Raw genomic sequence first — 15,359 nt, 5'->3', positions numbered from 1 at the left:
TCCTCTATTCCCTCGCCTATCGCGAGGATACCGGCACGCGGTGCGGCGATTGGAAGCGCTTGCGTCGGCCTGGTCACGCGCGGCCGCCGGAGCTTGTATCCTGGTTCTCGCGCGATCGGCCCCGGCCGCCGCGCGATCGGCGAGTTACCCTAGCGGCCAAAGGGATCTGACTGTAAATCAGACGGCTCAGCCTTCGGGGGTTCGAATCCCTCACTCGCCACCAGCACCGAGCCGCCTGCGACAATCGGGGCATGACCCCGAGCGTCCCCACCGCCTCCGCCGCCTCGGCCGACGACGACCTGCTCCGACTCGCGATCGACGTCGCGCGCGAGGCCGGCGCCTTTGTCGTCGACGCGCGGCGCTCGGGCGTGGAGGTCGCCGACCGCAAGTCGTCGCCCGTCGACGTCGTGACGCAGGTGGACCGCGACAGCGAGGCGCTGATCCGCGCGCGGCTGAGGGCGGCGCGTCCGCTCGACGGCTTCTTCGGCGAGGAGGGGGGCCGCGGCGCGAGCGAGAGCGGGCTCACGTGGGTCGTCGACCCGATCGACGGCACGGTCAACTTCCTGTACGGCATCCCCCACTACGCCATCAGCATCGGCGTCGTCGCGGGCGAGCCGGACCCGCAGTCGTGGGAGGCCGTCGCGGGCGTCGTGCTGAACCCCGTCACGGGCGAGCTCTTCACCGCTCGGCGCGGCGGTGGCGCGCACCTCGACGGGCGCCCCATCCGCGTCGCGGACGCGGTGCCCCTCGCGGAGGCGCTCGTCTTCACCGGGTTCGCGTACTCGGCCCAGACGCGCGCGGAGCAGGGGGTCGCGATCGCGCAGCTCCTGCCGCGCGTGCGCGACCTGCGCCGGTTGGGGACGGCGTCGCTCGACCTCTGCAGCGTCGCGGCGGGCCGCGCGAACGCCTACTTCGAGCGCACGCTCAGCCCGTGGGACCACGCCGCGGGCGCTCTCATCGCCCGCGAGGCCGGCGCCGTCGTCAAGGGCTTCGGCGATCGCCGACCCGACCGCGAGTTCCTGCTCGCCGCGCACCCGGAGGCCGTCGACGAGCTCGAACGGCTGCTCGTCGAGGTCGGCGCCTGACCTCGACGCACCCCCTGTTCGGGGGCGCACCGATTCCCGGCTCGACTGGCTCAATCACGCCGGGCGGGTTAGGCTTTACCAATCCGTGATAATCAGTGACGCTGGCGATCGCGGGTGAACCCGTTCCAGAGCGGATGCTCGGAGACCCACCCCGTCGAGGCTCATACCCTCACCACCGGTGGTCCGTGCGGCCCGCGACCGACGATTAAGGCAATCTGACACGTGACTGACGAGCTCCAGCGGCCGGCTGGGGAGCTCCCTGAGAGCCCCTCCGCCTTCACCGGAAGCATCGAGTCCCTGGGCTTCACCAGCGGCGAGGCCCCCTCGAACGCTGCGATCGTGCTCCCCGCCGCCGACGTCGCCCTGACCAGCCGCCGCGCGCTGCGCGAGGCCGAGCGGGCCTCGGCCCGCCGTTCCGGGCGACCCTCGGCTCCCGCCTCCTCGGTCCCCGCTTTCTCCGCCCCCGCCTTCGAGGCCGCGCCCGCTCCGGCCGTCGCGCCGATCGCCGCCGCCGCTCCTGCGGCCGCCGGTCGTCGCGCGCACCGCGCCGTCGAGCGCCCCGCGCCCCGTCCGCAGATGCGCCACGGCGTGCAGGCCTCTCGCGTGCCCATGATGCGCCGCATCGCTCAGCGCGCCCTCCCGCCGACCGTCATGCTCGCCGTCGCCGGCCTCCTGATCGGCACGACGGTGCCGGCGAACGCGCTCTTCCGCCCGAGCGACGTCGCCGCGTCGACGAACCTGAGCTCGATCGCGACCGGCGCGTCCGCCGAGCGGTCGACCGAGCCCGCGCAGGTGCTCGAGATGAACGCGGCGGCGACCGCGACCGCCCCCGTCGCCAGCCGCGACGACTGGTCGGTGACCTCGTACGCCGAGATCCTCCGCGCGAAGTACGGCAACCGCGACTTCACGTACACGACCTCGGGCACGGGCGCGGTGCGATGGCCGTTCCCGTTCGCGACGACGATCAGCTCCGGCTACGGCGACCGCGTCGCCCCCTGCCGCGGCTGCTCGAGCTACCACCGCGGCACCGACTTCACCCCCGGCTACGGCACCCCGATCCAGGCGGTCGCCGACGGCGTCGTCTCCGATCTGCAGGAGGGCTGGTCGTACGGCACGCACGTGTTCATCGACCACGTCATCAACGGCCAGAAGGTCACGACCCTCTACGCCCACATGCAGACCGGCAGCTCCCCGCTCGTCCCGGGTCAGACGGTCGCCGCGGGAGACTTCGTCGGACTCGTGGGCAGCACGGGCGCGTCGACCGGCCCCCACCTCCACCTCGAGGTGCGCCTCGACGGGATCCCCGTCGACCCGTTCGCCTGGCTCACCACGAACGCGAGCTAGCACCCCGCATGCACGAAGAAGGCCCCGGATCGCTCCGGGGCCTTCTCTCGTTCGGGACGTCGGGCCGCTACGCGATCCAGACCGTGGTGTCGGTCGGCACGGCGCGGCCGTCGATGGCGTCGCTCGCGAGCACCACGTCGCCGGCGGGGAGCTCGACGGGCGTGCTGCCGAGGTTCGCGATGATCGTGAGCCCGCCGTTGCGGAACGCCACGACCTCGTCGCCGTAGCCGTCGAGCCACTCGACCGAGCCGAGGCCGAGCTCGCGGCGCGCGCGCAGCTCGAGCGCCGACCGGTAGAGCTCGAGCGTCGAGCCGGCCATGCCCTCCTGCTGGTCGCGCGCGTACTCGCGGAAGACCTCCGGCTGCGGGAGCCAGCTCGAGCCGGAATCGTTGAAGCCGAACGCCGGGGCGTCGGCCTCCCACGGGATCGGCACGCGGCATCCGTCGCGGCCGTAGGCCTCGCCGCCGGTGCGGTGGAAGGTCGGGTCCTCGCGGACGTGATCGTCGAGCTCGATGACCTCGGGCAGACCGAGCTCCTCGCCCTGGTAGAGGTAGGCGCTGCCCGGCAGACTCAGCATGAGCGCGCTCGCCGCACGGGCGCGGCGCAGGCCGAGCGCCGCGTCGGGCTTCTCGGGCGAGTTCGGGCCGATCCCGGCGTTGGGGCCGGCGACGTGCTCCGGCAGGCCGTAGCGGCTGGCGTGACGGACGACATCGTGGTTCGAGAGCACCCAGGTGCTCGGGGCGCCGACCCCGGTGAAGGCGGCGATCGACTCGTCGATGACGGCCCGCAGCCGGGGCGCGCTCCACGGCGTGCTGAGGTAGCTGAAGTTGAAGGCCTGGTGCATCTCGTCGGAGCGCACCCAGAGGGCGGCCTTCTCGAGCGGCTCGACCCAGGCCTCGGCGCAGAGCACGCGGTCGCCGGGGTACTCGGCGAGCACGCGGTGCCAGTCGCGGTAGACCTCGTGCACGGCGGGCTGCGCCCAGTAGGGCACCTCCTCAGGCGCCATGAGGGCATCCGCGATGCCGTCGCCGGTCGCCTTCTCGGCGATGTCGGGCAGGCCGTCCTTCTTCATGAGGCCGTGGGCCACGTCGACGCGGAAGCCGTCGACGCCGCGGTCGAGCCAGAAGCGCAGGATCCGGCGGAACTCCTCCCAGACGACCGGGTTCTCCCAGTTGAAGTCGGGCTGCGAGCTGTCGAAGATGTGCAGGTACCACTGGCCGGGCCGGCCGTCGGCCTCGGTCACGCGGGTCCAGGCCGCGCCGCCGAAGACGGAGGGCCAGTTGTTCGGGGGCAGCTCGCCGTTCTCGCCCGTGCCCTCCCGGAACATGTAGCGGTCTCGCTCGGGAGAGCCGGGGCCGGCCGCGAGGGCCTCCTGGAACCACGGGTGCTCGCTGGAGGAGTGGTTGGGAACGAGGTCGACGATGACCCGCAGCCCGAGCTCGTGCGCGCGGTCGCGCATCCGATCGAAGTCGGCGAGGGTGCCGAAGATCGGGTCGACGTCGCAGTAGTCGGCGACGTCGTAGCCGGCGTCCTTCTGCGGCGATCGGAAGAAGGGCGAGAGCCAGACGGCGTCGACGCCGAGGGCCGCGAGGGAGGGCAGGCGCTCGGTGATGCCGGCGAGGTCGCCGATGCCGTCACCGGATGCGTCGGCGAACGATCGCGGATAGATCTGGTAGATGACGGCTGAGCGCCACCACTCCGATCCCGGTGTGGACGCTTCTCGCGCGTCGGCGCGCGTGGTGGTAGGGGTGGTGTCGGTGGACATGGGTACGACCTTACGACACCGGCGCCGAATTGGAAGCGTTTGCACTCAATCCTGGTGTTCGCTGGGTGATCTCCGGAAGGACGGCGCAGAAGTCGAGAGTTGTGGGAGCGCCGGACTCCTGCTCTAATGGAAGCGCTTGCAGAAGCAGGCACATCAAGAGAATGGCCTCTTGGGCGAGGTGCCCTTTCCCAGAGGGTGTCGGCAGCGCGTCCGGCGATGAGGCCGTCCGCACACGAAAGGGTGAACACCGATGAAGGTGACCTCACGCAGCTTCACGATCACGGGGGCTCTGGCCATGTCGGCCATCGTCCTCGCCGGGTGCACGGCACCCGCAGGCGAGCCGGGCGGAGGCTCGGAGGAGCCCCAGTTCGAGGGCTCGCTCACCGTCTGGGTCGACGCAGACCGCGCCGGCGTCCTCGAGGACGTCGCCGCTGCGTTCGAGGACGAGCGCGGCGTGTCCGTCGAGCTCGTCACGAAGGACTTCGGCGCGATCCGCGACGAGTTCATCACGCAGGCTCCGACCGGCAACGGCCCCGACATCATCGTCGGCGCGCACGACTGGCTCGGCAAGCTCGTCCAGAACGGCGTCGTCGCGCCGCTCGAGCTCGGCGACAAGGCATCCGAGTTCCAGGACGTCGCGGTGACGGCCATGAGCTACGAGGGCCAGACCTACGGTCTTCCCTACTCGGTCGAGAACATCGCTCTGGTCCGCAACGTCGACATCGCCCCCGAGGCGCCCGAGACCTTCGACGACCTCATCGCCGCCGGCCAGGCCGCCGTCGCCGAGGGCGCCGCCGAGTACCCCTTCCTCGTGGGGCTCGACCCGACCGCGGCCGACCCGTACCACCTGTATCCGCTGCAGGCCTCGTTCGGCGCTCCCGTCTTCGAGATCACCGCTGACGGCACCTACGACCCGACCACGCTCGCGCTCGGCAACGAGGGCGGCGAGGCCTTCGCTGTCAAGCTCCGCGAGTGGGGCCAGGCCGGCATCCTCAACACCAACATCTCGGGCGACATCGCCCGCGAGGAGTTCGTCGCCGGCAAGTCGGGCTACTTCCTGACCGGGCCGTGGAACATCCCCGCGATCAGCGAGGGCGGCATCAACTACGCCATCGACCCGATCCCGACGGCCGGCGGCGAGACGGCCACCCCGTTCGTGGGCGTCCAGGGCTTCTACGTCTCGAGCGAGAGCGAGAACCAGCTGGCGGCCAACGAGTTCCTCGTGAACTACATCGGCACCGACGAGGTCCAGACCGCGCTCTACGAGGTCGGCGGCCGCGCTCCCGCGCTGCTGAGCGCCTTCGAGGCCGCGCAGTCCGACGCCGACGTCGCCGCGTTCGGCGCCGTGGGCGCCGAGGGCGTGCCGATGCCGAACGTGCCCGCGATGGACGTCGTGTGGAGCGACTGGGGCTCGACCGAGGTCGCGATCATCAACGGCCAGGGCGACCCGGTCGAGCTGTGGCGCGCGATGGTCGAGAGCATCCAGAGCAAGATCACGGGCTGACCGCCCGCCTCTTCCGCACCATGACGTGCCGGGAGCCGCTCCCCCCGCGAGGGTCGGAGTCGTGCTCCCGGCACGTCCGCGAATCGGACCCCCGACCTCTCGGAGCCTCATGACCAGCACGACCCCCGGCGCCCAGCAGCCCATCCTCGCGCCCCCCGCAGCCCCGCCCTCGCGGCCGCGGACGGCCGCCCGCTCGCATGCCCAGACCGTGCGAGGGCTGCTCATCAAGATCGCGCTGCTCGGTCTCGTCGACGCCGTCGCCCTCTTCGCGATGTTCGTCCTCGTGATGCGCGAGTCATGGCTGATCTTCGCCATCGCCGCCGTCGTGACGGTGGTCATCAACGTCATCTACCTCCGGCCCGGCTGGCTCCCCGCCAAGTACCTCGCGCCCGGGGTCTTCTTCCTCGCCGTCTTCCAGATCTTCATCGTCGGCTACAGCGGCTACATCGCGTTCACCAACTACGGCGACGGTCACAACTCCACGAAGGAGGACGCGATCGAGTCGATCATCGCGAACTCCCTCACGCGCGTGCCCGACTCGCCGGCCTACCGCGTGACCGTCGTCGAGCAGTTCGGCACGTACGGCTTCCTCGTCACCGACCCCGACGGCGAGACCCTCCTCGGCACCCCCGACCAGCCGCTCGAGGAGGTCGACGCCGAGGAGGACAGCACCGGCAAGGCCGTCGCGGTGACGGGCTGGACGAGCCTCGGGTTCGGCGACCTCCTCGCCAACCAGAGCATCGTCGTCGACCTCAGCGTGCCCCTCAGCGACGACCCCAACGACGGGGCCCTGCGCACGCCCGATGGCTCGAGCGCCTACGTCTACACCTCCGACCTCGTCTACGACGAGGCCGCCGACTCCTTCACCGACACCACGGGAGGCGAGGTCTACGTCGACGGCGGCGACGGCGCCTTCGTCAACGACGCAGGCCGCGAGCTCCAGCCCGGCTGGAAGATCGACGTCGGATTCGAGAACTTCCAGCGGGCGTTCACGAACGAGGACATCCGCGGGCCGCTCCTGAGCGTGACGCTCTGGACCTTCGCGTTCGCGATCCTGTCGGTCGCCTCGACCTTCATCCTCGGCCTGTTCCTCGCGATCGTCTTCAACGCCCCGCACATGCGCGGCAAGAAGATCTACCGCGTCATCATGGTGCTGCCGTACGCCTTCCCCGGATTCCTCTCCGCTCTCGTCTTCCTGGGCCTCTTCAACGAGCAGTTCGGCTTCTTCAACCAGGTCCTGCTGGGCGGGGCGAGCATCCCGTGGCTGACCGATCCGTGGTTGGCGAAGTTCAGCATCCTCTTCGTCAATCTCTGGCTCGGCTTCCCGTACATGTTCCTCATCTGCACGGGCGCGCTGCAGTCGATCCCGGAGGAGCTCAGCGAGGCGGCGACGGTCGACGGAGCACGACCGTGGGCGGTGTTCCGCCTCATCAAGTTCCCTCTGCTGCTCGTCTCGGTCGCCCCGCTGCTCATCTCGAGCTTCGCGTTCAACTTCAACAACTTCAACCTCATCTACATGCTCACGGGGGGCGGGCCGCGCGATGTCGCGGCGGGCGTCGACGCCGGAGCCACGGACATCCTCATCACGCTCGTCTACAAGGTGGCGTTCGGCGAAGGGACCGGGCGCGACTACGGGCTCGCGAGCGCGTTCGCGATCCTCATCTTCCTGATCGTGGCGACCGTCTCGATCGTCTCCTTCCGCCAGACCAAGGCCCTCGAGGAGCTGAACTGACATGTCGAACCCGTTCAACACCGAGCAGGGCGCCCAGGTCGGCGACCGCCTCAACCCGCTCGTCGCCGGCAGCGGGCCGACCGATCGCGCCGCTCGCGCTCCGCGCACCGTGCAGACCGCGGACGGCCGCCTCCTCCCGACCCGCCGCCGCCGGTCGTTCCCGCGCTGGTTCGCCGACACCGGCTGGCGCCACCTCATCGGCGTCGTCATGCTCGTCTTCGCAGCGTTCCCGCTGCTCTACGTGCTGTCGGCCTCGCTCAACCCGACGGGCACCCTCGTCGGCTCGAACCAGCTGTTCCGGGTCGTCGACTTCAGCAACTACGTCGAGCTGTTCCAGCGCCCGCAGCAGCCGTACGCCGCGTGGTTCCTCAACTCGCTCGTCATCGGCCTCGTGACCGCGGCCGGCACGGTCTTCCTCGGTGCGCTCGCGGCCTACGCCTTCTCGCGCCTGCGGTTCACGGGCCGCCGCGTCGGCCTCCTGACGCTCCTGCTCGTGCAGATGTTCCCGCAGCTGCTCGGCGTCGTCGCGATCTTCCTGCTCATGTCGGGCATCGGCGAGATCTTCCCGCAGGTCGGCATCGGAACCCAGTCGGGCCTGATCCTCGTCTACCTCGGCGGCGCGCTCGGCGTGAACACGTACCTCATGTACGGGTTCTTCAACACGATCCCGGTGTCGATCGACGAGGCGGCGAAGCTCGACGGCGCGAGCCACGCGCAGATCTTCTTCGGCATCGTCCTGCGGCTCGTCGCGCCGATCCTCGCCGTCGTCGGCCTGCTGTCGTTCATCGGCACGTTCAGCGAGTTCGTGATCGCCTCGATCATGCTGACCGACCCGCAGACGCAGACCCTCGCGGTCGGCCTCTACCAGTTCGTCTCGCAGGAGACCTCGCGCAACTGGGCGATCTTCTCGGCCGGTGCGGTGCTCGCGGCGATCCCCGTCATGGCCCTGTTCCTCTACCTGCAGAAGTACATCATCGGCGGCCTCACGGCCGGCTCGGTGAAGTGAGCCCGATCCGGTGAGCCGCGATCTCGCGAGCGAGCCCCATCACGACGGGTCATCGCTCTACGTCTCCACGCCCGCTCCCGAGCTCGGCGAGACCGTGCGGGTGCGGATGCGCATCCCCCACGAATACGGACCGGTCGCCGCGGTGACCGCGCGCTCCAATCCCGATCACGAGCCGCGCTGGTCGCAGGCCGTGCGCGTCGCCGCGTCGCCCGAGGCCGAGTGGTGGGAGGCCGAGCTGCTCGTCGAGAACCCCGTGCACGGCTACCGCTGGCTCATCGGCCGCGGCGACGGCACCGTGCAGTGGCTGACGAGCGCGGGGCTCAGCGACATCGAGCCGCGCGACGACGACGACTTCCGGCTCGTGACGCACGCGCCGCCGCCGGCGTGGGCCCCCGAGCAGATCATGTACCAGGTCTTCCCCGACCGCTTCGCGCGATCGGCGACGGCCGACGCGCGGCCCGTGCCCGAGTGGGCCGAGCCGGCGGAGTGGGACGACGAGCCGATCGGGCGCGGCGCCTCGACCCCCGTGCAGTACCACGGCGGAGACCTCGACGGCGTGACCGAGCACCTCGACCACCTCGAGCGGCTCGGCGTCACGCTGCTGTACCTGACGCCGTTCTTCCCCGGCCGGTCGAACCACCGCTACGACGCGCACTCGTTCCACCACGTCGACCCGGTGCTGGGCGGCGATGAGGCGCTCGTGCGCCTGGTCGAGGCCGCGCACGCGCGCGGCATCCGCGTCATCGGAGACCTCACGAGCAATCACTCGGGCGACGCGCACGAGTGGTTCGTCGCCTCGCGCGGTCGGCCCGGCGCCCCCGAGAGCGATTTCTACCTGTGGCTCGACGACGCCCAGCTCGACTACGTCTCGTGGCTCGGAGTGCCGAGCCTGCCGAAGTTCAACTGGGCCTCGCCCGAGCTGCGCCGCCGCTTCATCGAGGGGGCGGGCTCGGTCGTGGCGAAGTGGCTGCAGCCGCCGTTCTCGCTCGACGGCTGGCGCATCGACGTCGCCAACATGACCGGCCGCTACCGCGAGCAGGATCTCAACGCCGAGGTGCGGCAGACGATCCGCCGCACGATGATCGAGGCGAACCCCGACACGGTGCTGTTCGCCGAGGTGACGAACGACGCCGCGAGCGACTTCCCGGGCGACGCGTGGCACGGCGCGATGACCTACCCGAGCTTCACCCGGCCGGTCTGGGCGTGGCTCTCGGAGCCCGGCTCGAGCGAGTGGTTCTTCGGGCTGCCGTACCCCGAGATCCCGCAGTGGTCGGGCGAGCAGGTCTACGAGTCGCACCGCCGCTTCACCGCCGCCTTCCCGTGGCGCACGCGCGTGTGCACGATGAACGCGCTCGACACTCACGACACCGCGCGCTTCGCCACGTGGGCGCGACCTGGAGCCGTGCGCGTCGCGGTGGGCCTGTCGATGACGGTGCCGGGCATCCCCGTCGTGTTCGCGGGCGACGAGTTCGGGCACACGGGCACGAACGGCGAGCACTCGCGTACGACCATGCCCTGGAGCCGCGTCGACGAGCACGCCGACACCATCGACCTGTACGCCGAGCTCATCGCCCTGCGCCACGCGCACCCCGCGCTGAGCCACGGCGGCATGCGCTGGCTGCACGCCTCCGCCGACGCGCTCGTGTTCGTCCGCGAGACGGCGGAAGAGAGCATCCTCGTCTGCGCCGCGCGCGCCGACGCCGACATCGCGCTCCCGGCCTCCGCGATCGCGGGCGACGCCGTGCGCGTGACCGGCACGGGCGAGATCGGGGATGCCCGCATCCGGTCGCGAGGGATGTCCTTCACCGCGTGGTCCCTGCCCGGCGTCGCCCTTCCGGCGTTCGGCTCAAAGGAGGTCGCCGCACCCCGCTGACGCGCTCCCGCACGCGGCCCGACCGCGTTTCGGATGGTGCGCCGACGGGTGCTAATCTTCTCTGGTGCCGAAGCCCGGTAGGGTCTCGGCAGCGCCCCGATAGCTCAGTGGTAGAGCACTTCCATGGTAAGGAAGGGGTCGTCAGTTCAATCCTGACTCGGGGCTCTGGTTCGCTCGTCGTCGCCCTCGGGTCGCGGTGGGGGCCATGCCCGGCGGGGTAGCTCAGGTGGTTAGAGCACACGGCTCATAATCGTGGTGTCGCGGGTTCGAGTCCCGCCCTCGCTACTTCTTCTCGACTCGCTCTGCGCGGGTCCTCCTGCGCGCGGTCTACTGCTCGGTGAACGCGAGCGCGGCGCCGAAGCCGACGAACGCGAGCCCCGTCACGACGTCGATGCCGCGCTGCGTCGACTCCCGCGCCATCCAGCGCCGCAGCGCCTGCGCGCCGAGGATGAGGATCGTGAACCACACCGCGCTCTCGAGCGCGTGGATGCTCGCGAGCGCCGCCCCGAAGAGCGCCGCCGGCACGTCCGCCGGCAGGAACGCCGGCAGCACGGCGACGTAGAACACCGCGACCTTCGGGTTCAGCAGCGTCGTCAGCAGCCCCTTCGTCGCCGCGGCGCGGATGCCCGGCGCCGCGATCGCCGCGGTCGCGTCGGCGGCGTGGCCGGGGCGGAATGCCGACCACAGCATCCGCGCCCCCAGGAAGACGAGGTACGCGGCGCCGACGACCTTGAGCACCGTGAAGGCGAGCGCCGAGACGGCGAAGAGCGCCGAGAGCCCGAGGGCGGCGGCGATGCCCCAGACGAGGGCGCCGAGGCAGATGCCCGCGCCGGCGGCGAAGGCCGGGCCGCGCCCGTGCCGGATGGCGGCGTGGAGGACCAGGGCGGAGTCCATGCCGGGGGTGATCGTCAGCAGGGCGGCGACGATCGCGAACTGCCACAGGGCCTCGGTCGCGCTCACGATCGCGATGCTAGCGCCGCGGCGACCGCGCAGCCGTCACGCGCGCGGGCCGACGGGCGTCGCTCAGTACCCCTCGTGCTCCTCGAGCAGCCGCGCGAGGTCGGCCTTGACGCCGGCGATCGCCTCGCGCTGCTCCTCCTCCGTCTGGCGCACGATTGCGCGTCGGGGGATGAGCCGGGCCTGCACGAGCTCGGTGAGGGTGTCGTCGCGCGCGCGGAGGGCGATCTCGCGGAGCGTCTCGTCGTCCTGTCGCGTGGTGCGGAGGCGGTCCATGACGCCGCGCATCGTGCGGGTGCGGGCGCTCAGGCGCTCCGACTCCTCGCGCTGACGCTCGAAGTGCTTGCGCAGGCGGGCCAGTCGGGCGCGCTCGGCGCGGCCCGGTCGACGCGCGCCGGGAGCGGCCGGGTCGGGCAGGGGGAGCGGCGTGGCGCGCTGGGTCTCCTTCGCGAGCCGGTGCGCCGTCTGGCCGAGCTCGACGAGCAGGGCGTCGACCGCGCGCTGCGCCATCGCGACCCCGTCCTCCTCGTTCCACGAGCCGCCGTCGCGCAGGGTGCGCAGGACGATCTCGTTCTTCGTCGACAGGCGCACCGCCGCGAGGGCGACGAGATGGCCCTCGTCGACGAGGTGGTCGAGGTTGTCGAGCGTCTCGAAGGGGCGCGGGCGGCGCGGTCGAGCCTCATCGCGCGCGGCGCGGCGGGACCAGAAGCGCATGGCGGCCTTCATGACTGTCGGGGCGTCAGCCCGGGGAGCCGCGGGGAGCATCCGCGGTGCATCCAGGCTACGGCGACCGCGGAGCCGCCGCCTGCGCGTGCGCCGCGAGGCGGGCATCCGAGGAATCGCCCACGACACGCCGAAACACTAGATATGGGGGAATGACATCCCTGTCATTCCCGTTATATAGTGTGACTCCACCGGCCGATCAGGCCGGAGAACGATTCGACAGGAGGTCCGCAATGGACAACGACAACGAGACCGTCGGCGGCTACGCGGTGCCCGTCGACCCGATGGACATGCTGCAGTGCGAGAGCTGCCAGTAGTCATCGGTCATTGACTCCACGAAGCCCCGGCTCACCACTTCGGTGACCGGGGCTTCGTCGTATCGAAGGAGCCCGCCGTGTACCGCGCCCCTGACAGCGTCGTCGAGGAGATCGCCTCAGACGCCGAGGCCCTCGACCACGTGCACCGCGTGCTCGGGCCCGTCGACGTCGTCGCCGACCGCTCGTGGGCGCACGGCGAGGCGCGCGTGCTCGAGGTGCGCACGCGCGGCGAAGAGCGCGCGATCGCGAAGTGGCACCGCGGCGGCCGCAACTATCACCGCGAGCTCTCGGCGTACCAGCTCTACGTGCCCGCGCTCGGCGGCGACGCTCCGCGCCTGGTCGCGAGCGACGACCGGCTGCAGCTGCTGATCCTGTCGCGCGTGCCGGGCGAGCTCGTCGAGGGCTCGGATGCCGAGCACGACCCGGTCGTGCACGTGCGCGCCGGCGAGGTCCTGCGCCGCCTGCACGACTCGACCCCCGCGGTCGTGAACGACCACTTCGGCGACGCCGTCATGTCGAAGTTCGCCTACTGGGCCGACCGCGTCGGCGACGCAGCGAGCGAGGCCGAGCTCGAGATCGCCCAGCGAATCGCGGCGACCTCGCTCGAGCTGGGGCCGCTGCCGATGGTTCCGGCGCATCGCGACAACTCCTCCCGCAACTGGATGCTCGGCCCCGACGGCCACGTGCGCCTCATCGATTTCGCCGCCGTCGAGTTCGAGCCGTGGGCGGTGGACCTGTTCCGCCTCGAGCAGCGCGAGTGGCTCGACGCCCCGCTGCTGCGCGAGTCCTTCCTCGACGGCTACGGTCGCCGCCCCGACGAGCGCGACCACGCCGTGCTGCACGCCTTCCACGCCGTGCAGGCGATCGCGACGATCGCGTGGGCGCTCGAGCACGACGACCTCGTCTTCGCCGGGCAGGGGCGCGAGATGCTCGACCGGCTGCTGGGCGAGACGCTCTACTGACGGCTCGGCCCGCGCCGAGCATCCGCCCCCTGATCGACGGCCTGCGAACCGGAGCCTGCCGCGCGCGCCCCGCCTAGACTGGGCCGGTGCCCGTGAACCCCGCTCTGACCGAGCGCGACTTCCCGCCCGTCGCTCCCTACCTCGTGGGGCGCGAGAAGGTGCGCGAGTTCGCGCGCGCCGTGCTCGCCACGGCCCCGCTGCACCTCGACCCGGATGCCGCGCGCGCCGCGGGCTTCGCCGACGTCGTGGCTCCCCCGACCTTTCCAATCGTCGTCGCCGAGGCCACGCTGCAGCAACTGCTCGCCGAGCCGGACGCGGGCATCGACTTCAGCCGCGTCGTGCACGGCGACCAGCGCTTCAGCTACTCGCGCCCCGTCGTCGCGGGCGACGAGCTCACCGCGACGCTGCGCGTGACGAGCATTAAGACGCTCGGCGGCAACAGCATGATCACGAGCGAGACCGCCATGGTCGACGGCGACGGAGCGCACGTCGTCACGAGCATCTCGACGCTCGTCGTCCGGGGGGATGACGCGTGAGCCTGCTCGACGGTCTCGAGGTCGGCCAGGTCGTGGCCGAGCGCTCGTTCCCGCTCACGCGCGACACCCTCGTGCGCTACGCCGGGGCGAGCGGCGACTTCAACCCCATCCACTATCGCGACGACGTGGCGGCCGCCGTCGGGCTGCCGGGCGTGCTCGCCCACGGAATGCTGACGATGGGCTTCGCCGTGCAGCCCGTCGTCGATTGGCTGGATGCCCGTGGCTGGGTCAGCGACTACCAGGTGCGGTTCACGCGCCCCGTCGTCGTCGACCCGCAGGTCGGCGCCGTCGTGACGGTCGCGGCCAAGGTCGGAGCGCTGGATGACGCCGGAGCCCGCATCGACCTCACCGCGACGGTCGGCGAGCAGACCGTGCTCGGCAAGGCGCAGGTGCGCGTCACCGCGCTCTAGCCCACGCCCCTCATGACGACGACCCGCGAGAACGAGCCGCTCTCCGCGCACACGACCCTGCGCGTCGGCGGCCCGGCCGCGCGCTTCGTCGAGGCCGCGACGATCGACGAGCTCGTCGACGCCGTGCGCGAGGCGCAGGCCGGTTTCGACGACTGGAGGGTCCTCGGCGGTGGCTCGAACGTCGTCATCGGCGACGAGGGCGTCGACGGCACGGTCATCCGCATCGCCACTCGCGGCGTCGAGCGGCTGCCCGATGCGCCCGGCTCGAGCCGCCCGATCCGCCTCCGCGTGCAGGCGGGCGAGGGCTGGGACGCGCTCGTGGCCCTCACCGTCGAGAACGGGTGGGCGGGGCTCGAGGCGATGTCGGGCATCCCCGGGTCGACGGGCGCAGCCCCGATCCAGAACATCGGCGCCTACGGGCAGGAGGTCGCCGAGAACCTCATCGCCGTCGAGGTGCTCGATGACGACGGCGAGCGGAGGGTGATCCCGGCGCCCGACCTCAAGCTCGGCTACCGCACGAGCGTCCTCAAGCACGGCGGAACCCGCGCGGTCGTCCTGAGCGTCGACCTCGCCCTCGAGCACAATGCGGATGCCCGCAGCCGGCCCGTGCAGTACGCCCAGCTCGCCGAGGCGCTCGGCGTCGCGATCGGCGAGCGCGCGCCCCTCGTCGGCGTGCGGGCCGCGGTGCTCGCGCTGCGCGCCGGCAAGGGCATGGTGCTCGACGCGGCCGACCCCAATTCGGTGAGCGCCGGTTCGTTCTTCACCAATCCCATCGTGAGCGAGGCGTTCGCGCGAACGCTGCCGACGGATGCCCCGCGCTGGCCGCTCGCCCCCGAACCACCTGCGCTCGCGATGCCGCTGGGCGCGGAGCCCGCGCCGCCCGCCGAGCCGGCCTCGGACGAGGTGAAGCTCAGCGCCGCCTGGCTCATCGAGCACGCCGGCATCACCCGCGGATTCGCCCTGCCGGGCTCGCGCGCGGCGGTGTCGAAGAAGCACACCCTCGCGCTCATCAACACCGGCGGCGCGACGGCGGCGGAGGTCGCGCAGCTCGCGCGGTACATCCAGACGCGCGTGATGAGCGAGTTCGGGGTCGTGCTGCACCCCGAGCCGGTGTTCGTGAACCTCGAGCTGTAGGCCGGCGGTCG

General features: G+C 71.5%; 14 protein-coding genes and 3 tRNA genes. 14 read left to right on the top strand and 3 right to left on the bottom strand.

The genetic code is table 11. From position 1 onward, the window contains the following. Positions 1–138 precede the first annotated feature (138 nt). From ASC54_RS01530 to ASC54_RS01520, 3 genes are all read left to right on the top strand, one after another. Positions 139–223, top strand: a tRNA-Tyr gene (locus tag ASC54_RS01530). A 28-nt stretch (positions 224–251) separates the two neighbouring features. Further along, positions 252–1,085: an inositol monophosphatase family protein gene (locus tag ASC54_RS01525; RefSeq protein WP_055897860.1), complete on the top strand. Its 834-nt coding sequence runs from the start codon at positions 252–254 to the stop codon at positions 1,083–1,085. 222 nt (positions 1,086–1,307) lie between these two features. Then, positions 1,308–2,429 (top strand): M23 family metallopeptidase, encoded by a 1,122-nt coding sequence (locus ASC54_RS01520; RefSeq protein WP_055896259.1) that lies wholly within the window; start codon positions 1,308–1,310, stop codon positions 2,427–2,429. A 67-nt stretch (positions 2,430–2,496) separates the two neighbouring features. On the opposite strand, the gene ASC54_RS01515 is transcribed toward ASC54_RS01520, so the two are convergent. Next, positions 2,497–4,194, bottom strand: coding sequence for an alpha-amylase family glycosyl hydrolase (locus ASC54_RS01515; RefSeq protein WP_055896256.1), 1,698 nt, complete (start codon positions 4,192–4,194; stop codon positions 2,497–2,499). A gap of 250 nt (positions 4,195–4,444) precedes the next feature. Here ASC54_RS01515 and ASC54_RS01510 point away from each other — a divergent pair, with 250 nt between their 5' ends. From ASC54_RS01510 to ASC54_RS01485, 6 genes are all read left to right on the top strand, one after another. After that, the gene (locus tag ASC54_RS01510; protein WP_055858146.1) at positions 4,445–5,698 is read left to right on the top strand and encodes a maltose ABC transporter substrate-binding protein; all 1,254 of its coding nucleotides are present in this window, start codon (positions 4,445–4,447) and stop codon (positions 5,696–5,698) included. Between the two features lie 109 nt (positions 5,699–5,807). Then, positions 5,808–7,430 (top strand): ABC transporter permease subunit, encoded by a 1,623-nt coding sequence (locus ASC54_RS01505; RefSeq protein ID WP_055858149.1) that lies wholly within the window; start codon positions 5,808–5,810, stop codon positions 7,428–7,430. 1 nt (position 7,431) lies between these two features. Then, the gene (locus ASC54_RS01500) at positions 7,432–8,436 is read left to right on the top strand and encodes a sugar ABC transporter permease (RefSeq protein ID WP_082514777.1); all 1,005 of its coding nucleotides are present in this window, start codon (positions 7,432–7,434) and stop codon (positions 8,434–8,436) included. A 10-nt stretch (positions 8,437–8,446) separates the two neighbouring features. Beyond that, a complete protein-coding gene (locus ASC54_RS01495; RefSeq protein ID WP_055896253.1) occupies positions 8,447–10,309 on the top strand; it encodes a glycoside hydrolase family 13 protein in 1,863 nt (620 codons plus the stop codon). 93 nt (positions 10,310–10,402) lie between these two features. After that, a tRNA-Thr gene (locus tag ASC54_RS01490) sits at positions 10,403–10,474 on the top strand. 46 nt (positions 10,475–10,520) lie between these two features. After that, positions 10,521–10,594, top strand: a tRNA-Met gene (locus tag ASC54_RS01485). A gap of 42 nt (positions 10,595–10,636) precedes the next feature. Here the strand turns inward: ASC54_RS01485 and ASC54_RS01480 are convergent. Continuing rightward, complete coding sequence (locus ASC54_RS01480; protein ID WP_055896250.1) at positions 10,637–11,269, bottom strand: LysE family translocator; 633 nt, start codon at positions 11,267–11,269, stop codon at positions 10,637–10,639. Positions 11,270–11,332: 63 nt separating this feature from the next. After that, a complete protein-coding gene (locus tag ASC54_RS01475) occupies positions 11,333–11,980 on the bottom strand; it encodes a hypothetical protein (protein ID WP_156376691.1) in 648 nt (215 codons plus the stop codon). Positions 11,981–12,141: 161 nt separating this feature from the next. Here ASC54_RS01475 and ASC54_RS13120 point away from each other — a divergent pair, with 161 nt between their 5' ends. The 5 genes from ASC54_RS13120 (at position 12,142) to ASC54_RS01450 (ending at position 15,348) form a co-directional block, all read left to right on the top strand. Beyond that, entirely contained in the window at positions 12,142–12,306 is a 165-nt protein-coding gene (locus ASC54_RS13120; protein ID WP_235451354.1) for a hypothetical protein, read from the top strand. A gap of 77 nt (positions 12,307–12,383) precedes the next feature. Further along, positions 12,384–13,268, top strand: coding sequence for a phosphotransferase family protein (locus tag ASC54_RS01465; RefSeq protein WP_055896244.1), 885 nt, complete (start codon positions 12,384–12,386; stop codon positions 13,266–13,268). An 86-nt stretch (positions 13,269–13,354) separates the two neighbouring features. Then, a complete protein-coding gene (locus ASC54_RS01460; RefSeq protein ID WP_055896242.1) occupies positions 13,355–13,804 on the top strand; it encodes a MaoC family dehydratase N-terminal domain-containing protein in 450 nt (149 codons plus the stop codon). After that, on the top strand, positions 13,801–14,214 hold the full coding sequence (locus ASC54_RS01455; protein WP_082514776.1) for a MaoC/PaaZ C-terminal domain-containing protein: 414 nt from the start codon (positions 13,801–13,803) through the stop codon (positions 14,212–14,214). The genes ASC54_RS01460 and ASC54_RS01455 overlap by 4 nt, the downstream gene beginning before the upstream one ends. 12 nt (positions 14,215–14,226) lie before the next feature. Further along, a complete protein-coding gene (locus tag ASC54_RS01450; protein WP_055896239.1) occupies positions 14,227–15,348 on the top strand; it encodes a UDP-N-acetylmuramate dehydrogenase in 1,122 nt (373 codons plus the stop codon). Positions 15,349–15,359: the final 11 nt, after the last annotated feature.

It is taken from the genome of Yonghaparkia sp. Root332, from assembly GCF_001425665.1.
GTDB lineage: Bacteria > Actinomycetota > Actinomycetes > Actinomycetales > Microbacteriaceae > Microcella.
Note: the sequence above shows the minus strand (reverse complement) of the source record. Positions and strands in the feature narration are given on the sequence as shown.